The 20299-nt window shown below is 57.1% G+C and carries 18 protein-coding genes; 9 read left to right on the top strand and 9 right to left on the bottom strand.

All coding sequences use genetic code 11. From position 1 onward, the window contains the following. The first annotated feature begins 179 nt into the window (after positions 1 to 179). The 4 genes from BJF97_RS09500 to ybiJ all read left to right on the top strand — a co-directional run bounded on the left by BJF97_RS09500 (position 180) and on the right by ybiJ (position 4071). On the top strand, positions 180 to 2468 hold the full coding sequence (locus tag BJF97_RS09500; RefSeq protein WP_032694520.1) for a catecholate siderophore receptor Fiu: 2289 nt from the start codon (positions 180 to 182) through the stop codon (positions 2466 to 2468). A gap of 45 nt (positions 2469 to 2513) precedes the next feature. Next, positions 2514 to 3191: a PKHD-type hydroxylase YbiX gene (gene ybiX / locus BJF97_RS09495; protein WP_004849092.1), complete on the top strand. Its 678-nt coding sequence runs from the start codon at positions 2514 to 2516 to the stop codon at positions 3189 to 3191. Between the two features lie 68 nt (positions 3192 to 3259). After that, entirely contained in the window at positions 3260 to 3526 is a 267-nt protein-coding gene (locus BJF97_RS09490) for a DksA/TraR family C4-type zinc finger protein (RefSeq protein WP_004130731.1), read from the top strand. A gap of 284 nt (positions 3527 to 3810) precedes the next feature. Continuing rightward, positions 3811 to 4071 (top strand): DUF1471 family protein YbiJ, encoded by a 261-nt coding sequence (gene ybiJ, locus BJF97_RS09485; RefSeq protein WP_004130722.1) that lies wholly within the window; start codon positions 3811 to 3813, stop codon positions 4069 to 4071. Between the two features lie 135 nt (positions 4072 to 4206). Here the strand turns inward: ybiJ and ybiB are convergent, their stop codons facing one another. The 9 genes from ybiB to BJF97_RS09445 form a co-directional block, all read right to left on the bottom strand. Beyond that, a complete protein-coding gene (gene ybiB / locus BJF97_RS09480; protein ID WP_014837874.1) occupies positions 4207 to 5175 on the bottom strand; it encodes a DNA-binding protein YbiB in 969 nt (322 codons plus the stop codon). 42 nt (positions 5176 to 5217) lie between these two features. Beyond that, entirely contained in the window at positions 5218 to 7362 is a 2145-nt protein-coding gene (gene dinG, locus BJF97_RS09475; RefSeq protein WP_014228509.1) for an ATP-dependent DNA helicase DinG, read from the bottom strand. Between the two features lie 200 nt (positions 7363 to 7562). Further along, positions 7563 to 8912 (bottom strand): ATP-dependent RNA helicase RhlE, encoded by a 1350-nt coding sequence (gene rhlE, locus BJF97_RS09470; protein ID WP_032694521.1) that lies wholly within the window; start codon positions 8910 to 8912, stop codon positions 7563 to 7565. Between the two features lie 300 nt (positions 8913 to 9212). Continuing rightward, a complete protein-coding gene (locus tag BJF97_RS09465; RefSeq protein WP_032694522.1) occupies positions 9213 to 10205 on the bottom strand; it encodes a transketolase family protein in 993 nt (330 codons plus the stop codon). Continuing rightward, complete coding sequence (locus tag BJF97_RS09460; protein WP_014228507.1) at positions 10205 to 11050, bottom strand: transketolase; 846 nt, start codon at positions 11048 to 11050, stop codon at positions 10205 to 10207. Before BJF97_RS09460 ends, BJF97_RS09465 begins: the two co-directional genes overlap by 1 nt. 13 nt (positions 11051 to 11063) lie before the next feature. Then, positions 11064 to 11813 (bottom strand): SDR family NAD(P)-dependent oxidoreductase, encoded by a 750-nt coding sequence (locus tag BJF97_RS09455; RefSeq protein WP_014228506.1) that lies wholly within the window; start codon positions 11811 to 11813, stop codon positions 11064 to 11066. 49 nt (positions 11814 to 11862) lie between these two features. After that, entirely contained in the window at positions 11863 to 13194 is a 1332-nt protein-coding gene (locus BJF97_RS09450; RefSeq protein WP_014228505.1) for an MFS transporter, read from the bottom strand. 164 nt (positions 13195 to 13358) lie between these two features. Beyond that, positions 13359 to 13565, bottom strand: coding sequence for a hypothetical protein (locus tag BJF97_RS35480; protein WP_335603708.1), 207 nt, complete (start codon positions 13563 to 13565; stop codon positions 13359 to 13361). Then, positions 13547 to 14527 (bottom strand): IS5-like element ISKpn26 family transposase, encoded by a 981-nt coding sequence (locus BJF97_RS09445; RefSeq protein ID WP_070082752.1) that lies wholly within the window; start codon positions 14525 to 14527, stop codon positions 13547 to 13549. The genes BJF97_RS35480 and BJF97_RS09445 overlap by 19 nt, the downstream gene beginning before the upstream one ends. Before the next feature lie 206 nt (positions 14528 to 14733). On the opposite strand from BJF97_RS09445, the gene BJF97_RS09440 reads away from it, so the two are divergent. The 5 genes from BJF97_RS09440 to BJF97_RS09420 all read left to right on the top strand — a co-directional run bounded on the left by BJF97_RS09440 (position 14734) and on the right by BJF97_RS09420 (position 20254). Next, complete coding sequence (locus BJF97_RS09440; RefSeq protein ID WP_014837871.1) at positions 14734 to 15657, top strand: LysR substrate-binding domain-containing protein; 924 nt, start codon at positions 14734 to 14736, stop codon at positions 15655 to 15657. Between the two features lie 71 nt (positions 15658 to 15728). Further along, positions 15729 to 16406, top strand: a complete 678-nt coding sequence (cecR, locus tag BJF97_RS09435) for a transcriptional regulator CecR (protein WP_032694540.1) — start codon at positions 15729 to 15731, stop codon at positions 16404 to 16406. After that, entirely contained in the window at positions 16403 to 17395 is a 993-nt protein-coding gene (gene hlyD, locus BJF97_RS09430) for a secretion protein HlyD (RefSeq protein ID WP_032694523.1), read from the top strand. Before cecR ends, hlyD begins: the two co-directional genes overlap by 4 nt. Continuing rightward, the gene (locus BJF97_RS09425; protein WP_032694524.1) at positions 17392 to 19131 is read left to right on the top strand and encodes an ATP-binding cassette domain-containing protein; all 1740 of its coding nucleotides are present in this window, start codon (positions 17392 to 17394) and stop codon (positions 19129 to 19131) included. Before hlyD ends, BJF97_RS09425 begins: the two co-directional genes overlap by 4 nt. Further along, positions 19121 to 20254, top strand: coding sequence for an ABC transporter permease (locus BJF97_RS09420; protein ID WP_032694525.1), 1134 nt, complete (start codon positions 19121 to 19123; stop codon positions 20252 to 20254). Before BJF97_RS09425 ends, BJF97_RS09420 begins: the two co-directional genes overlap by 11 nt. The last annotated feature ends 45 nt before the right edge of the window (positions 20255 to 20299 follow it).

Below are 20299 nucleotides of genomic sequence, written 5' to 3'. Positions count from 1 at the left end.
TAAATGTATTTATTTTTTTATAAATGAGTGATAGAAATTCGCCTGTTGTTTGATAATGATTATCACAATCATTATCAAACTCATTGCTTTTGTAAAAAATCACCTGCAGTGGTCGGGGCGAAGCAACGCTTCGTCTGCGGTCGTTATGGCCTAATTAAAATTATAAGTCACTTATTGATATGGAAAAAAATAACAATTTGCCGTTCAGCAGTTTTCACTCGCTCACTCTCTTCACCGGCTTATGCCTGAGTCTTTCTCCGACCGGCCAGCTGCTTGCCGCGGATAGCACTGAAAAAAATAGCGGCGAAACGCTGGTGGTCGAAGCGCAGACGCCATCGCTGTACGCGCCGACCCGCTCCGCCGATCCTAAATTTTCACGCCCGATCGCCGACACAACGCGGACGGTTAGCGTGGTCTCTGAGCAGGTGATGAAGGACCAGGGCGTCACTAACCTCACCGACGCGCTGAAAAACGTTCCCGGCGTCGGCGCTTTCTTTGCCGGCGAAAACGGCAACTCGACGACCGGCGACGCGATTTACATGCGCGGGGCGGACACTTCCAACAGCATTTACGTCGACGGCATCCGCGATATCGGCAGCGTCAGCCGCGATACTTTTAATACCGAGCAGATCGAAGTCATCAAGGGACCTTCAGGCTCCGACTACGGACGCAGCGCGCCGACCGGCTCGATCAATATGATCAGCAAACAGCCGCGCCTCGATTCCGGCATCGACGCCTCCGCCAGCGCGGGCAGCGCCTGGTTCCGACGCGGCACCCTGGATATTAACGAGGCCATTGGCGAAACCAGCGCGGTGCGTCTGAATCTGATGGGCGAGAAAACCCACGATGCGGGCCGGGACAAGGTGAAAAACGAGCGTTACGGCGTCGCGCCATCGGCCGCATTTGGCCTCGGCACCGAAAACCGCCTGTATCTTAACTATCTGCACGTAACCCAGCACAACACGCCCGACGGCGGCATTCCCACCATCGGTCTGCCGGGCTATTCCGCTCCCAACGCCGGCACCTCGGCGCTGAATCACTCCGGCAAGGTCGCCACCAGCAACTTCTACGGCACCGACTCCGACTACGATGATTCCACAACCGATACCGTGACGATGCGCTTCGAGCACGACCTGAGCGACACGACGACGATTCGCAACACCACCCGCTGGTCTCGCGTGAAGCAGGATTACCTGATGACTGCGGTGATGGGCGGCGCGTCAAACATCACTCAGCCAAACCCCAACGATGTCGGCACCTGGACCTGGTCGCGCCTGGCGAACACGAAAGATACCAGCAACAAGATCCTGACCAACCAGACTAACCTGACGTCAACGTTCTATACCGGGGCCATCGGTCATGACGTCAGCACCGGTGTGGAATTTACCCGCGAAACCCAGACCAACTACGGGGTATATCCGCTCACGCCTCCGGCGGTGAATATTTATCATCCGAACAGCGATATCTCCATCGGCGGCCTGAACCGCAGCGGCGCCAACGCTAACGGACAGACGGATACCGTCGGCGTCTATGCTTTCGATACGCTGCAGATAACCCAGGACGTCGAACTTAACGGCGGGATCCGTCTGGATAACTACCAGACCAAATACGATAGCGCCAGCCTGTGCGGCGGTACCGGCCGCGGCGCCATCGCCTGCCCGACCGGGGTGGCGAAAAATACCCCCGTCACCACCGTCGATACCTCAACCAGCGGTAACCTGGTTAACTGGAAGGCCGGCGCGCTGTACCACCTGACCGATAACGGCAACCTCTACGTCAACTACGCCGTCTCCCAGCAGCCGCCGGGAGGGAGCAACTTCACCCTCGCGCAAAGCGGCACCGGCAGCAGCGCCAACCGAACCGACTTTAAACCGCAGAAGGCCAAAACCAGCGAAGTCGGCACCAAGTGGGAGCTGATGGATAAGCGCCTGCTGCTGACCGCCGCCCTCTTCCGCACCGATATTGAAAACGAAGTCGAGCAGAACGACGACGGCAGCTATTCGCAGTACGGTAAGAAGCGCGTTGAAGGCTATGAGATCTCTCTGGCCGGTAATATCACGCCCGACTGGCAGGTTATTGGCGGCTATACCCAACAGCACGCCAGCGTTCGTGAAGGCGCGAATACCGCCCAGGATGGCACCAGCGCGCTGCCGTATACGCCAGAGCATGCGTTTACTCTCTGGAGCCAGTATCAGGCCACCGATGCGATCGCCGTCGGCGCCGGCGCGCGATACGTCGGCAGCATGCATCGCGGCAGCGACGGTGCGGTCGGCACGCCTTCCTATACCGAAGGCTACTGGGTGGCTGATGCCAAAGTCGGCTATCGCATTAACCGTAATCTCGACCTGCAGCTGAACGTCTACAACCTGTTTGATACCGACTATGTCGCCTCGATTAACAAGAGCGGCTACCGTTATCACCCGGGCGAACCGCGAACCTTCGTGCTCACCGCCAATATGCACTTCTGATCCACCCCGGGGCGGCTACGCCCCGTTTTCTCCGGAGATAAAACGATGATGTATCATATTCCCGCCGTTCTCAGCTCTCAGGAAGTGGACGATTTTATCGCTCAGCTGCAGCAGGCGGAATGGGTCGACGGGCGCGTGACGACCGGCGATCTGGGCGCCCAGGTCAAAAATAACCAGCAGGTTGATACCCACAGCAATCTTTACGGCGAACTTCAGGGTAACGTACTGGCGGCGCTGAATCGCAGCTCGCTGTTTTTTGCCGCCGCGCTGCCGAAAGCGATTTCCAGCCCGCTGTTTAATCGTTATCAGCAGAGCGAAACTTATGGTTTCCACGTCGACGGCGCGGTACGCAGCCAGGCGCAGGGAGGCTGGATGCGCACCGATCTTTCCGCCACGCTCTTTTTAAGCCCCCCGGAGAGCTACGAAGGCGGTGAGCTGGTCGTGAACGATACCTACGGACAGCATTCGGTTAAGCTCCCTGCCGGGGACCTGGTGCTCTATCCTTCAAGCAGCCTGCACTGCGTCACTCCGGTGACCTCAGGCGTTCGCGTCGCCTCGTTCTTGTGGGTTCAGTCAATGATCCGCGACGATAAACGCCGCAGTATGCTGTTTGAACTGGATGGCAATATTCAGAAATTAAAAAGCCGCCACGGCGAAAGTGACGAAGTCCTGTCTCTGCTTAATCTGTACCATAACCTGCTGCGCGAATGGTCAGAGATCTGAGCCTTGTCTGGTCATTTTTTATCCCCATATTCTCTATACTAAAGAGAGGCGAGATAGCGAGGTGAACTATGGCATCAGGCTGGGCGAATGATGACGCGGTGCAGGAACAGATCGACAGCACCATCAACGACGCGATAGCTCGGGCGCGAAACGAACTGTCATCGGGGGAAAGCAACAAATTTTGTGAAGAATGCGGGGAGCCGATTCCTGAGGCGCGCCGACGGGCGGTGGCGGGGGTGAAATACTGCGTAAAATGCCAACAGGAGAAAGATTTACATAACAATACATTTTCAGGATATAATCGCAGAGGCTCCAAGGATAGCCAGCTTCGCTGACCAATATTTACCGTTCATTACGCACATCGCGTTATCTTTTCGCGCACGTTTTTTGGCAAACGGCGTGGCAAAATGTGCCCTTCCAGCCCCCCGTTCGCCGCCCCGACCTGTTTCGCCGCCGCCGGCTAAAATAATTTATTAATATTCAATAAATTAATAGTCGTTCAAAAAATTAGATGAAGACTGTTAATTTCCTTCGATTTTATCTCCCGCTAAAAACCGTGATACTTATCACATCGACGGAACATCGTCCCCTATACAGAACAACCTGCGAGAGATTAACTATGAAAAACATCAAATATGCTGCCGCCGCTATCGCCCTTTCCGCTCTGTCTTTCGGCGCGTTCGCCGCTCAGCCGGTGACATCGGCTCAGGCAGAGAGCATGAACAAAATTGGTGTGGTTTCCGCTGAAGGCGCGACGACGCTGGATGGACTGGAAGCTAAACTGGCTGAAAAAGCCGAGGCCGCTGGTGCAACCGGCTATAGCATTACCTCCGCTAACAGCAACAACAAACTGAGCGGTACTGCGGTTATCTATAAATAATCGTCAGTTATCCCTGTAGCAACAGCAACACCCTGTAATGCCACTGTTTTAACCCTGTAAGATCCTTTAATACCCTTGCCTTGCCCGTCCATGCCACTGGACGGGCTTTTTTTTGCCTGCGATCCTGCGATAGGGTTACCAGCTCTCAGCCACCTTCGCCAGCCCCTGCTCCAGAGACAAGACCACGCCGGTGGCCAAAAGACAGCAGGCCAGCTGAATTTTCAACGATGACGGCAGCGGTTCGCTCCCGACCATACAGCGCTCGATCCAGCGCGCGGTCACTTCGGGATCTTTTGACTCCGGCAGGGCGACTGCCTGCGCAGCGGCGCCATCCTGACGCTCGTTAACCACCCGCGTACCGGTCTCATCAATCAGGCTAATCTGCGGGCAGCGCTGCGGGTTAGCGTAAACCTCGCCTTCGGTACCGTGCATCAGCAGCGCCCGGCCGCCGATCCCGGCAAAAAATTTCGCGACCCGACCGACGTACTCAGGATGCGAAACGCTCGACAGGCGCAGCGCCGCATCTTCGGCAAACGGCGTCGCCAGCTTGGCCAGGGTGTGTGCGCTGTTACGCACGCCCATGCGCCAGCGCATCGCCAGCTGTTTTTCCAGCGGCGGACAAAATACGCCGACCGGAACGTAAACCGGCTGGTGACTATCTAACCGCGCCTGTGCCTGGCCCGCGTGAAGCGTTGCCGGGATCCCCATCAGGTCAAAAATGGTTTCCGTCAGCACGCGGGTGGGATCGTGGCTCACGCCGTGAACGATAACCGGGAAGCCGAGCTTATGCAGCAGGACGGCCAGCAGCGGCGTCAGGTTAGCCTGTTTACGCGCGCCGTTATAGCTGGGGATCACAATCGGCATCGGCTTGCCGACCGGCGGCGTCAGCTTAATGGTGTGCTCCTGCATCGCTTCATAGAAGCCCTTCATCTCCGCTTCACCTTCGCCCTTGATGCGCAGGGCAATAAGAATGCCGCCGAGCTCAAGGTCAGGCACCTCGCCGTTAAGCATCCGCGAGTAGAGCGCGCGGGCCGTTTCCACGTCCAGGTCGCGAGCGTGGTTTTTTCCGCGCCCGACTTCTTTAACGATCTTGCTGTACTCCATTGCAGGCTCCTCTGAGCGTCTCACCGCGTCGACATTGCACCGCTAACGCCGTTTGCGACGCGTCTGTTTTGTTTTAGTTTTTACTATAACCTCAGGGACGGCTGGCTGCTCTATCGGAAATATGGGTAATGCATTCAATAAACGCTTACCGTAGTTTTTGGTCAACAGGCGTTTATCATAAATTACCACCTCTCCCCAGCAGCTATGGCTACGGATCAGGCGGCCAACCTGTTGAATCAGGTTGAATGACGCGCTGGGCAGGCTCTGAACTTCGAACGGATAGCGGTTGAGGCTTTTGAGCCATTCGCCTTCGGTGATCACCACCGGGCTGTCAATCGGCGGGAAAGCGATCTTGTGGATATGCACCTGGCTTAACAGTTCGCCTTTTAAATCCAGGCCTTCCGCGAAGGATTGCAGCCCAACCAGTACGCTGCGCTCGCCGCCTTCAACGCGTTTACGATGCAGCTCGACCAGCCGGTAGCGAGGCTTATCCCCCTGAACCAGCAGCAGCAGGCGCAGATCGGTAACCTGTTCGAGAAACCGCTGCATCGCTCTTCCGCTGGCGAAGAGTACCAGCATGCCGAGATGCTTTTTGCTCTCAACCTGTTCCCGGAAATAGGCGGCCATCTCGGCAATATGCTGCTCTTCGTTATCGATAAGCGGTTCATAATGCATCTGCGGAATGACGATTTTACCCTGTTCGACGTGATTAAAGGGCGAATCCAGCGCCACAAAGCGGTCTCCCGCTTTCTCTTTCAGCCCGCTCATCTCCTGCAGACGCGAAAAGCTATTAAGCGAGCGTAGCGTCGCAGAGGTAACGACGATATGCGGGACGCTGCGCCACAGCAGCCTCTCCAGCTGATCGCTGACGCGGATCCCCACGCAGTGGAACCAGATATGCATCTGGCCATCCCGCAGGTCGCGGGTGACCCATTTGGTCACCGGCGCGCCGGAGGACTGCGCCAGCGATGCCAACCGCCACAGTTTACTTTGGCTTTCAAACATCCCCAGCGCTCGGTTCATCTGCAGCAGAACCCGGTGCAAACGCACCACGTCGTGACTGCCGGTTTTTTCGCCCAGATCGTTAAGGAACAGCTCCGCCAGACCGCGCAGCGTTTCGGTGAGCTTCGCCAGCCGCTGGCAAATCTCCATCACTTCCTGCGGCAGCTCCCCCATCGGGAAGCGGTGCTCCGCCTCCTGCCCGGCCGGCATGTACAGATTGAGGATATTATTCAGGGAGGAGATAAGCTCATAGAGCTCCTCGCAATGCCCATTCAGACGCTCGGGATTCGCCAGCGGCGGCGTGGTTTTAGGGCGAAACTGCTCCATGCAGGTCGCGACCAGCTTCGTAAAAAGATCCAGCTGCAGGCGGTACCAGGGGGCGGTGATTTCCGCGCTCATTTCCAGCGCATCGCGGGCCACCTCCGGAAGATGGTGGCCTTCATCCAGCACCAGCAGCAGATGCTTCGGTTCCGGCAGCACCGCTTCGCTTTCCATCGCCGCCATCACCAGCGCATGGTTCGCCACCACCACTTCTGCTTCCTGGATTTCCCGGCGGGCGACAAAAAACGGACATTCGCGATAATAGTGGCAGTTGCGGTTCAGGCAGCTGGCTTTATCGGTGCTCAGGCGGCTCCATAATGAATCATCCACATTTTTATCGGTATGATCGCGCAGGCCGTCCCATTTGTAGCTATCAAGGTCCGCTTTCAGCGTCGCGCACAGCTTCTGTTCCGCCTGGTTGTTAGGCGTGAGTTCGTCATCAAGAAAGGCCAGTAAATCCTGCTGCGTTGGCTCGGTGCTGGCAAGCGCGGCCAGGTTACGCGGGCAGACGTAGCGCCCGCGGCCAAAGGCGGCGGTAAATCGCAGGTCGGGAATGATTTTGCGCAGCAGCGGCAGGTCTTTACTGTAGATTTGGTCCTGCAGAGCAACGTTGGCGGTACTGACCACCAGCGTTTTTTGTTCTTCACGGGCAATGGCGATGCCGGGAATCAGGTATGACAAGGTTTTGCCGACGCCGGTCGGGGCTTCTATCGCCAGATGTCGCCCCTCTTCCCCGGCGAGCGTCTTCGCCACATCGGCAATCATCTGCCGCTGCGGAGGACGGGGAATAAAGTCAGGGATTTGTTCCTGAAGCGCCTTATACCAGGCGGCGATTTGCGCTTTCAGCGCTGCGGTCAAAGCCATGAGAAAACCTGAATACTGTATAAACAGCCACTATTGTGCCATTTTTTAGCCGTCGGAAGGAACGTCTTTCTGAGCAAACTGGAATCACGCTCGAGGTTATGCTGAGCGAAGCGCGTCCGGGTAAGGAGTCTTACCCGGACAACCCATCAGTGGCTTAGCCGCGCGATTGCGACACTCGCCACAGGAGTGACGGGATAGCGTTACTCCGCCGCGGCGGGTTTACGCGGGCGACGACGGCGAGGAGGCTTACCGTCCTGAGTTCGCGCTTTCGACGCTTCGCCATCGGTACGACGCGGAGCGGACTGCTGACCGCGACCTTGCCCCTGGCCACCGCGGCCCTGACTCTGGCCACCGCGACCGCCGCCGCGCTGCTGCTGACGACCGTTCTGAATCGGCTCGGCTTTAATCGATGGATCCGGCTCGTAGCCCGCCAGGGCAATACGCGGGATCTCTTTTTTCAGCAAGCGTTCGATATCATGCAGCAGTTTATGTTCATCAACGCAAACCAGCGACAGCGCTTCACCCGTTGCCGCGGCGCGCCCGGTACGACCGATACGGTGCACATAGTCTTCCGGTACGTTTGGCAGCTCGTAGTTCACCACGTGCGGCAGCTCTTCAATATCCAGACCGCGCGCGGCGATATCGGTGGCCACCAGTACGCGAATGCCGCCGGATTTAAAGTCAGCCAATGCGCGGGTACGCGCGCCCTGGCTCTTGTTGCCGTGAATAGCGGCGCTGCGGATGCCGTCTTTATTGAGCTGTTCCGCCAGATGGTTTGCGCCGTGCTTGGTGCGGGTAAAGACCAGCACCTGCTGCCAGTTACCTTCACCGATCATCTGCGACAGCAGCTCGCGTTTGCGCTTTTTATCGACAAAATGCACCAGCTGGCTCACCTGCTCAGAGGCGGTGTTGCGGCGGGCGACTTCGATCTCCAGCGGGTTATGCAGCAGCTTTTCCGCCAGCGATTTAATGTCATCGGAGAAGGTTGCGGAGAACAGCAGGTTCTGACGTCTGGCCGGCAGCTTCGCCAGCACCCGGCGAATATCGTGAATAAAGCCCATATCCAGCATACGGTCGGCTTCGTCCAGCACCAGCACTTCGACTTTGTCGAGGCTCACGGCGTTCTGATGTTCAAGATCCAGCAGACGACCCGGCGTTGCCACCAGGATATCGACGCCGCTGCGCAGCTTCATCATCTGCGGATTAATGCTCACGCCGCCGAACACCACCAGCGAGCGAACGTTGAGGTATTTGCTGTAATCACGGACGTTCTCGCCAATTTGCGCCGCCAGCTCGCGCGTTGGGGTCAGGATCAGCGCACGCACCGGGCGACGCCCTTTAGCATGCGGCTCCTTTTGGATCAGATGCTGAAGCAGCGGCAGCGTAAATCCCGCCGTTTTGCCGGTACCGGTCTGAGCGCTGGCCATCAGATCGCGACCCTGTAATACTGCCGGGATAGCCTGCTGCTGAATTGGGGTTGGCTCAACGTAGCCCTGCTCAGCGACGGCGCGCAGGATTTCAGGATTCAGGCCAAGGGAATCAAAAGACATAACAACTCCGAACCGCCCCGGCCCGTCACAGGCGTAGTTTTCAGGGAGATTATTGCGAAAGAGATGGCAAAAACCACAATGCCATGAAGCTGCGCAGTCTAGCAGATTTTGTGACGAACCGCATAAAATCTGCCGAAAAGAATCCTCCGGCTAACAAACCACTGCTCCCCGTCCTGTCGATGAGAAGCGGCGATGGCGCTTCGCGCCAGGCGTTCCCGAAATAGCCCGTTTAATGCCTCGACGGGGAAACCGCGAACAAAAGCAGAGAAACGCCGCCGCAGAACGCGGCGGCGAAGGCGATTAACGCAGGCGATACTTAATTTTTTCGACCATCTTCGCGGTGGAGATGCCGTAGCGGTCGTGCAGCGTCGGAAGCGCGCCGGCCAGCAGGAATTCGTCAGGCAAACCGACGGTATCCAGCTCGCAGCGTACGCCTTTACGCATCAGCAGCGCGGCAACCGCCTCCCCCAGCCCGCCGACCGACGTGTGGTTTTCCGCGGTCACCACCAGACGGCCGGGCTTCGAAGCCTGCACAACGATCGTTTTTTCATCAAGCGGTTTGATGGTAGGGACATGCAGCACCGCCGCGCTGATATTATCGGCCCGCAGTTTTTCAACCGCCTCGAGGGCGCGCATGGTCATCAGCCCGGAAGAGATAATCAGTACATCGTTACCGTCCTCCAGCAGCTTCGCCTTGCCCAGCTCAAACTGATAATCATATTTATCGAGCACCAGCGGCACCTTACCGCGCAATAGACGCATATACACCGGACCGTCGTGGTCGGCAATCGCCGGTACCGCCTGCTCTATCTCCAGCGCATCGCAGGGATCGACGATGACCATGCCGGGAATGCCGCGCATAATCGCCAGATCTTCCGTTGCCTGATGGCTCGGCCCGTAGCCGGTGGTCAGGCCCGGCAGCGCCGCGCAGATCTTCACGTTCAGATGCTCTTCGGCGATGACCTGATGGATAAAATCATAGGCGCGACGGGTGGCAAAAGCGGCGTAGGTGGTGGCGAAGGGAATAAATCCCTCCTTCGCCATTCCCCCGGCGGCTCCCATCAGCAGCTGCTCCGCCATTCCCATCTGGAAGAAGCGATCCGGAAAGGCCTGGGCGAAAATATGCAGATCGGTATACTTTGACAGGTCCGCGGTCATACCGACGATTTCCGGGCGCTGGGCCGCCAGCTTCGAGAGCGCGACGCCAAACGGCGCGGAAACGGTCGCCTGACCTTCATCAGCAATGGAGGCGATCATCGCCGACGTTTTTAAGCGTGGTTTACTCTGGCTCATTACAGCACTCCTTCCGGTTTGTTGGCGTCCAGCACCGCAATCGCTTTTTGCCATTCGTCGGCATCGACGCGGATAAAATGGTTCTTATCGCGGGTTTCAAGGAACGGCACCCCTTTGCCCATCAGCGTGTCGCATAAAATGACCCGCGGCTGGTTGCCCGCATGATTTTTCGCGTTATCAAAGGCGGCCACCACCGCCGCCAGATCGTTACCGTCCACGCGCTGCACGTACCAGCCGAAGGCGGCCCATTTTTCATGCAGCGGCTCAAAGCCGAGAATTTTGCGCGAATCGCCGTCCGCCTGCTGTTTGTTAACGTCAACGAGGTTAATCAGGTTAGTCAGGCCGTAGTGGGCCGCCGACATCGCCGCTTCCCAGGTTGAACCTTCGTCCAGCTCCCCATCCGACATAGAGTTAAAAACCCAGGATGCGCTGCCCTTCTTCTTCAGACCGAGCGCCATCCCGACGGCGATGGAGAGCCCCTGCCCCAGCGAGCCGCCGGACATCTCCATTCCAGGCGTATAGGTCGCCATGCCCGACATCGGCAGGCGGCTGTCGTCGGAACCGTAGGTCTCCAGCTCCTCTTCCGGGATAATTCCCGCTTCCAGCAGCGCCGCATAATAGGCGATGGCGTAATGGCCGTGAGAGAGCAGAAAACGGTCACGCCCTTCCCACTGCGGATCTTCCGGACGGTAGCGCATCGCGTGGCTGAAGGCGGTGGCCAGCACATCCGCATAGCCTAATGCCTGGCCGATATAGCCCTGTCCCTGGACTTCGCCCATTTGCAGGGCATAGCGACGGATACGCCACGCCGCCGCGGCAACTTGTTGTGTTTCTGTCATCTTCATCTGATTGCCTCGCTTAGTGGATTAACATGCCGCCGTTCACGTCCAGGGTGATACCGGTCGAGTAGGAAGAGAGATCGCTGCCGAGGAACAGGGCGGCACGCGCGATATCCACCGCATCGCCCAGACGGTTCATCGGGATCCCGGCGAGGATATTGGCCGTCATGTCGTCGGTCAGCTTGCCGGCGGTAATATCGGTCTGAATCAGCCCCGGCGTGATGCAGTTTACGCGGACGTTATCCGGGCCAAGCTCGCGCGCCATCGCCCGCGCCAGGCCGAGCACACCGGCTTTTGCCGCGCTGTAGTGCGGGCCGCCGAAGATACCGCCGCCGCGCTGGGCGGAAACCGATGAGATACAGACAATGCTGCCCGATTTTTGCGCCCGCATTGCCGGAATAACCGCCTGCGACATCAGCAGCGTGCCGCGCAGGCTGACGTCCAGCACCGCGTCATAGTTGGCACGCTTAATTTCCATCAGCTTCAGCGGCTGGGTAATGCCGGCGTTATTCACCAGCACATCAACCCGGCCATATTTCGCCAGAATCTGTTCGATTGCCGCCTGCACCTGAACTTCATCGGCGACGTTCGCTGCCAGACCAAGATGGCCTTCGCCCAGGGCCGCCGCAGCGGCTTTGCTGGCTTCACCATTGAGGTCGATAATGACCACGCTGGCGCCGTTCTCGGCAAATAATTTGGCGGTGGCAAAACCCAAACCGCGTGCGGAGGCCGCGCCAGTAATAATGGCGACTTTATCTTTTAATAACATATTTTCACTCCATGACATGACGTCATATTAATTAACAGAAATATTGCCGTTACTGTGGCTCATCGAGGAAAAGAATCACCACCAGACCTATTGCGGCGCAGATACCAAAATAGGTGAATACAGAATTAAAGCTGCCGGTCTGATCAAGTAAAAAACCGGCGGCCATCGGGGCAACAAAGCCGCCAAGGTTGCCGCCGCTATTAATAATAGAAGAGGCAATTGGATAGGTTTTACTGTCCGAAACGGCCATTCCGTAGGCGGTAAAAGCCGGCCAGCCAATATTCAAACAAAAACCGACAAAGAATAATCCAATACATACCGCCCAGGTGCTTGCTGGAATGTTCAGCATAATGAGCATCATGACCACGGTTGAAATCGCGGTGAACATCATGGTGGGTTTACGCCGGCGGCCTAACACTTTATCCGAGATCCAGCCTCCGCCAATCGCGCCAATAAAGCCGCCGATGCACGGCATACTCGCCACGAAGCCCATACTCATCACGTCAAAACCGCGCTCTTTCACTAAATACAGCGGGATCCACGTTAATAACCCGTACAGCACGCTGACCATCATAAAATAGGCCAGACAGTCACCAAGAATATTTTTCGAGGTAAATAATCCTTTCGCCGTATCGACAGGCGCCATCTTTTTCACCCGAATAATTTTATCCAGCCAGGTGAAGCGGTCGGCAATTAATATATTTTCGCGGACGGCGTTTTTATCAGTTTCACGCCCGGCATTAATCTCTTCCAGTTCGCGTTGCGAAACAAATCCGCTTTCCGCGGGCGTTGACTTAACCAACAGGTACCACGCGACCGCCGCCACAATCCCCGGTATCGCAAAGGAGAAAAAGACCCATCGCCAGCCCCAGGTAACCGCGATCCACACCGCCAGCGGCGGTACGATTATCGGCGCAAACATGGTGGCGGCGATGTAGACGCCCGTTGCCGTGGCTTTCTCTTTCGGCGGGAACCAGTTATTAATGGTTGAAGCCAGCCCCACCGGGCACGGCCCTTCGCTAAGCCCCAGCCCCAGTCGCACCATCTTCAGGCCAAATACCGAGCTTACGGTGCCCATCAGCCAGGTAAAAGCGGAAAAGCCGAAAATAGACAGCGAAACCAGTCCCCGGGTACCGCGTCTGGCAATAAAAAAACCGGCCGGGATCTGGCTTACCGCATAGCCGAGGAAAAACATGCTGGCGATGGCCCCGGCCTCAAAGTTGTTGATATGAAACTCGTCAATGATAAACGGCAGTACCGCGCCGATATTCGTTCTGTCGGCGTAATTTATGGCATACACCAGGAAAATCATCGTCAATACCACGAAACGATATTTTGTTTTTCTGGCGTCAGTACAGACAACAGTATCTATACGTGACATAGGGTATCCTCTTTATTTTTTATGTTTTTGTCGCGACCCTTACCGCATCGCGCCCTGTTATCAGGCCTGTAGTTGCAATATAACAATCCCAAAAAGAAAGGGTATTCAAAAAAGCTCAATTGCGCGTGAGAAAAATTTGCTTCGTGACTGCACTCAAATTCCTGTCAATTATTTTTTTCGAGAGTTGTGCATTTAAAACTGTTAAGGAAGGTGCGAATAAGCAGGTCATTTCTTCCCAAGCTGACTCGCTGATTAAAATTTCGCGGATCTGGGCCGATTTTTTTCCCGCAAACACATCGAATCAGCCTATTTAGGCTATTTTTTCCACCATTTCTGGCGTTATTTCCGGTTTTTACTGAGATCTCTCCCACTGACGTATCATTTGGTCCACCCGAAACAGGTTGGCCAGGGTGAATAACATCGCCAGTTGGTTATCGTTTTTCAGCAGCCCCTTGTATCTGGCTTTCACGAAGCCGAACTGCCGCTTGATGATGCGAAACGGGTGCTCCACCTTGGCACGGATGCTGGCTTTCATGTATTCGATGTTGATGGCCGTTTTGTTCTTGCGCGGATGCTGCTTCAAGGTTTTTACCCTGCCGGGACGCCCGGCGATCAGCCAGTCCACATCCACCTCGGCCAGCTCCTCGCGCTGTGGCGCTCCTTGGTAGCCGGCATCGGCTGAGACAAATTGCTCCTCTCCATGAAGCAGATTACCCAGCTGATTGAGGTCATGCTCGTTGGCCGCGGTGGTGACCAGGCTGTGGGTCAGGCCACTCTTGGCATCGACACCAATGTGGGCCTTCATGCCAAAGTGCCACTGATTGCCTTTCTTGGTCTGATGCATCTCCGGATCGCGTTGCTGCTCTTTGTTCTTGGTCGAGCTGGGTGCCTCAATGATGGTGGCATCGACCAAGGTGCCTTGAGTCATCATGACGCCTGCTTCGGCCAGCCAGCGATTGATGGTCTTGAACAATTGGCGGGCCAGTTGATGCTGCTCCAGCAGGTGGCGGAAATTCATGATGGTGGTGCGGTCCGGCAGGGCGCTATCCAGGGATAATCGGGCAAACAGGCGCATGGAGGCGATTTCGTACAGGGCATCTTCCATGGCACCGTCGCTCAGGTTGTACCAATGCTGCATGCAGTGAATACGCAGCATGGTCTCCAGCGGATAGGGCCGTCGGCCATTGCCCGCCTTGGGATAAAACGGCTCGATGACAGCGGTCATATTCTGCCATGGCAGAATCTGCTCCATGCGGGAGAGGAAAATCTCTTTTCGGGTCTGACGGCGCTTAGTGCTGAATTCACTATCGGCGAAGGTGAGTTGATGGCTCATGATGTCCCTCTGGGATGCGCTCCGGATGAATATGATGATCTCATATCAGGAACTTGTTCGCACCTTCCTTAACTTCATCACGGATTGCGCCATCACTTATTTTCCGGCTGTGCTATGCTGACCATCATTTTCTGGGATAACGGCTGGACGTCCTTCTTTCTGAGTAAAAAAAGCGCCTTGCGTTATTCCCCCCGCCGGAGGAAATCATGAACCAGCCGCTGCAGAATAAAAGCTTGCCGATGCCATCCTTACGTAACATTCAGGCCTTTATTGAAGTGGCCGATACCGGCAGCCTGAACCTGGCGGCAGAGAACCTTAATATTACGGCCTCCGCGGTAAGTCATCAGATAGCCAGCCTGGAACAGTATCTGGGAAAAAAGATATTTTCCCGTAGCAGTAAAGGGATGGTATTAACCACAATTGGCGAAAAATACCTTAAAGAGGTTTCCGGGGCGTTAAATATTATTGGTCAGGCCACTAACCAGGTGATTAATGATATCCACCAGGATTATTTACGGATTCATTCCGCGCCGAGCTTTGGATTATTGTGGCTGATGCCCCGTCTGAATAAATTTCGCCAGGCCTGGCCGGAGCTTAAAATTAGCCTGACCTGCTCTTATGAAAGCATCCAGTTCTCCCGCGATAATATTGATATCGATATTCGCCACGGGCTCTCACAGTGGCCAACCCTGGTGGTCAAGACCATAAAAAATGAACGCGTGCTCCCCTTTAGCTCATCGACTTATTTAGCCGGCCGCGACGTTCAGTCCATTGAAGACCTGCTGGCCTGCGACCTTATTCATTCCGATAGCACGCTGATCGGCTGGAGCAACTGGCTGTCGTGGCATAAGGTTCGCGGCTGGAATAAAAACTTTATTTTTAATTTTGACCGCTCCTATATGAGTATTGAGGCTGCCCGGATGGGAATGGGGATTATTCTTGAGAGTAATTTGCTGGCCGGGCAGAGCGTGAGCCAACGCCACCTGGAACCCGTCTTTACCCGCGACGTCAGCATGCCGGTTAACGCGCATCACTTCGTTTTACCGCACCCGAATGAACAAAAAGAGAAAGTGAAGATCTTCTTTGCCTGGGTTGCCGAAGAGCTGAGTCGCGAAGGATTTCATATCTAGCAGCAAACGGTGGACAAACCGCCAACCTGCGCCTAGAGTTAATCAATCGATTGATTAACTTTTCTCGCGCGATGACAACCACTCCCACGACCAGTAAGGGCGAGCAGGCGAAAAGCCAGCTTATCGCCGCCGCAATCGCCCAGTTTGGCGAATACGGCCTGCACGTCACAACCCGCGATATTGCCGCCCAGGCCGGGCAGAATATCGCTGCCATTACCTACTATTTTGGTTCCAAGGACGATCTCTATCTCGCCTGCGCCCAGTGGATTGCCGATTTTATCGAGCACAATTTCCGCCCCCACGCGCAGGCGGCGGAAGCGCTGTGCGCTGAGCCTGTTCCGGATAAAGCCGCCATGCGCACCCTGATACTGGGCGCCTGCCAGAATATGATTTTGCTGCTGACCCAGGACGACACCGTCAATTTGAGCAAATTTATCTCCCGCGAGCAGCTGTCGCCAACGCCGGCCTACCGGCTCATCCACGATCAGGTGATTGCTCCGCTACACTGCTACCTGACCCGCTTAATCGCCGCCTATACCGGCCTTAACGCTGACAGCACGGAAATGGTCCTCCACACCCACGCGCTGCTGGGCGAAGTTCTCGCTTTTCGCCTTGGTAGGGAAACGGTGTTGCGCCGCGCGGGCTGGGCTGAGTTCGATCGGGACAAAACCGCGCAAATTATTGAGGTTATCACCTGCCATATTGATTTCGTTCTGGAAGGATTATCGCAAAGGAGTCTGGAGTCATGAAAAAACCGCTCATCGTCGTTGTGCTGCTTCTCCTGCTGGCCGCTGTCATTGGCGGAGGCTGGTGGTGGTACCAGAGCAGCCAGCAGAAAGCGCTCACGCTGTATGGCAACGTGGATATTCGTACCGTCAACCTCAGCTTCCGCGTGGGCGGGCGGCTGGCGTCGCTCAGCGTCGACGAGGGCGATGCGATTAAAGCCGGGCAGCCCCTGGGCGAGCTGGACCGAGCGCCCTACGAGAATGCCCTGCAGCAGGCTCAGGCCAACGTTTCTACCGCCCAGGCGCAGTACGACCTGATGATGGCGGGGTATCGCTCGGAAGAGATCGCTCAGGCCGCCGCCGCGGTCAACCAGGCGCAGGCCGCTTACGACTATGCGCAGAATTTTTACCAGCGCCAGCTGGGGCTGCGCAAAAGCAGCGCCATCTCCGCTAACGACCTGGAAAACGCCCGCTCATCGCGCGATCAGGCCCAGGCGACGCTGAAGTCCGCGCAGGATAAGCTGCGCCAGTACCGCGCCGGTAATCGTCCGCAGGAAATCGCCCAGGCCAAAGCCAGCCTTGAACAGGCGCAGGCCGCGCTGGCACAGGCGAAGCTGGATCTGCACGATACCACGCTGGCCTCGCCGTCCGACGGGACGCTGATGACCCGCGCCGTCGAGCCGGGCAGCATGCTCAGCGCTGGCGGCACGGTGATGACGTTATCGTTAACCCATCCGGTGTGGGTACGCGCCTATATCGATGAAAAAAACCTCGGTCAGGCCCAGCCGGGTCGCGAAGTGCTGCTTTACACCGATAGTCGCCCGGATAAACCCTACCGCGGCAAAATCGGCTTCGTCTCCCCAACCGCTGAATTCACGCCGAAAACTGTGGAAACGCCGGACCTGCGCACCGATCTGGTTTATCGCCTGCGTATTGTGGTCACCGATGCCGACGACGCGCTGCGCCAGGGAATGCCGGTCACCGTCACCTTCAGTCACGGAAACGGCCAATGAGCGAGGACGTGATTACGCTGAGCGGCCTGACCCGGCGCTTTGCCGGCATGGATCGCCCGGCCGTCGCGCCGCTGGACTGCACCATTCACTCCGGCTATGTGACCGGTCTGGTGGGCCCGGATGGCGCCGGAAAAACCACCCTGATGCGCATGCTCGCCGGGCTGCTGAAGCCCGACGCAGGCAGCGCAAAAGTGATCGGCTTCGACCCAATTGCCGACGACAGCGCCCTGCATGCGGTGCTCGGCTATATGCCGCAGAAATTCGGCCTGTATGAAGATCTGACGGTGATGGAAAACCTGACGCTCTACGCCGATCTGCGCAGCGTGACCGGCGAGGCGCGGGAAAAAACCTTCGCCAGGCTGCTGGAATTTACCTCCCTCGGCCCCTTTACCGGCCGGCTGGCGGGCAAGCTTTCCGGCGGCATGAAGCAGAAACTGGGCCTGGCCTGCACCCTCGTCGGCGAACCGAGAGTCCTGCTGCTGGACGAACCCGGCGTCGGCGTCGACCCTATCTCGCGCCGCGAACTGTGGCAGATGGTGCACGAACTGGCGGGCGACGGAATGCTGATCCTCTGGAGCACCTCTTATCTTGATGAGGCCGAGCAGTGCCGGGACGTTCTGTTGATGAACGAGGGCCAGCTGCTCTACCAGGGGGCGCCAAAAGAGCTGACGCAGACCATGGCCGGACGCAGCTTTTTGGTTTCCAGCGCCCGGGAGAATAACCGCCGCCTCCTCCAGCGTACGCTGAAGCTGCCGCAGGTCAGCGATGGCGTGATTCAGGGTAAATCGGTACGCCTGATCCTTAAAAAAGAGGCCAGGATCAGCGATGTACAGAAGGCTGGCGATATGCCGCCGCTGGAGGTCGCCGAAACCGCGCCGCGCTTCGAGGATGCCTTTATCGACCTGCTGGGCGGCGCCGGGACTGCCGAATCGCCGCTGGGCAACATTATCCACACCGTGGGAGGCTCCCGTGAGGACACGGTGATTGAAGCGCAGACCCTGACCAAGAAATTCGGCGATTTTGCCGCCACCGACCACGTCGATTTTCAGGTCAAACGCGGGGAGATTTTCGGCCTCCTCGGGCCTAACGGCGCGGGAAAGTCCACGACGTTTAAGATGATGTGCGGCCTGCTGGTCCCCACCTCCGGGAAAGCGCTGGTGCTGGGCATGGACCTGAAAGTCAGCTCCGGCAAGGCGCGTCAGCATCTGGGCTATATGGCGCAGAAGTTCTCGCTCTACGGCAACCTTTCCGTTGAGCAGAACCTGCGCTTCTTCTCCGGCGTCTACGGCCTGCGCGGACGGGCGCAGAACGACAAAATCGCCAGCATGAGCGAGGCGTTTGGCCTGAAAAGCATCGCCCGGCAGGCCGCCGACGATCTGCCGCTCGGCTATAAACAGCGCCTGGCGCTGGCCTGCTCGCTGATGCACGAGCCGGATATCCTGTTTCTTGATGAACCCACTTCCGGAGTCGATCCCCTCACCCGCCGCGAATTCTGGCTGCATATCAATAGCATGGTGGATAAAGGCGTGACGGTGATGGTCACTACCCACTTTATGGATGAAGCGGAGTATTGCGATCGTATCGGCCTGGTCTATCGCGGCAAACTGATCGCCAGCGGCACGCCGGACGATCTGAAGGCGCTGGCGGCGGATGATGAACAGCCTGATCCAACGATGGAGCAGGCGTTTATCACCCTCATTCACGACTGGGATAAGGAGAACGCCGGTGAGCGGTAAACTGCTATCGTGGCGGCGCGTACGCGCCCTGTGCGTGAAAGAGACGCGGCAGATTGTCCGCGACCCCAGCAGCTGGCTGATTGCGGTGGTCATCCCCCTGCTGCTGCTGTTTATCTTTGGCTACGGGATTAACCTCGACTCCAGCAAACTGCGGGTGGGCGTGCTGCTGGAGCAGCAGAGCGAAGAGGCGCTGGATTTTGTCCATACCATGACCGGCTCCCCTTATATCGACGCCACCATCAGCGATAACCGCCAGGAACTGGTGCAGATGATGCAGGCGGGACGCATTCGCGCCCTGGTAACCCTGCCGGTGGGCTTCGACCAGAAGATGGCCCGCCCCGGCGACGATGCGCCGATCCAGCTCATCACCGACGGCAGCGAACCCAATACCGCTAACTTCGCCCAGGGCTACGTCGAAGGCATCTGGCAAATCTGGCAGCAGCAGCGGGCGGAAGATCGCGGCGAAAACTTCGAGCCGCTAATCGACGTGCAGACGCGCTACTGGTTTAACCCGGCCGCCATCAGCCAGCATTTTATTATCCCAGGCGCGATTACCATCATTATGACGGTAGTCGGCGCGATCCTGACCTCGCTGGTGGTGGCCCGCGAGTGGGAGCGCGGCACCATGGAGGCGCTGCTGTCGACCGAGATTACCCGCGCCGAGCTGCTGCTGTGCAAGCTGATCCCCTACTATTTCCTCGGCATGCTGGCGATGCTGCTGTGTATGCTGGTGGCGGTGTTTATTCTCGGCGTGCCCTTTCGCGGTTCGCTGGTGATTCTGTTTTTTATCACCAGCCTGTTTTTGCTGAGCACCCTGGGAATGGGGCTGCTGATTTCCACCATTACCCGCAACCAGTTTAACGCCGCGCAGGTGGCGCTGAATGCCGCATTCCTGCCTTCAATTATGCTGTCCGGGTTTATTTTTCAGATAGACAGCATGCCGGCGATAATCCGCGCGGTGACCTATGTGATCCCGGCGCGCTATTTTGTCAGCACCCTGCAAAGCCTGTTTCTGGCGGGCAACATCCCGGTGGTGCTGCTGGTGAACGTGATGTTTTTAATCGCCTCGGCGGTGATGTTTATCGGCCTGACGTGGCTGAAAACCAAACGGCGTCTGGATTAATTTGCCTGCGCGCCCCCCGGTACAAGGGCTGGCAAACGGGTAGCC

Source organism: Klebsiella sp. LTGPAF-6F, from assembly GCF_001753185.1.
In the GTDB taxonomy this organism is placed as follows: Bacteria; Pseudomonadota; Gammaproteobacteria; order Enterobacterales; family Enterobacteriaceae; genus Klebsiella; species Klebsiella michiganensis.
Note: the sequence above shows the minus strand (reverse complement) of the source record. Positions and strands in the feature narration are given on the sequence as shown.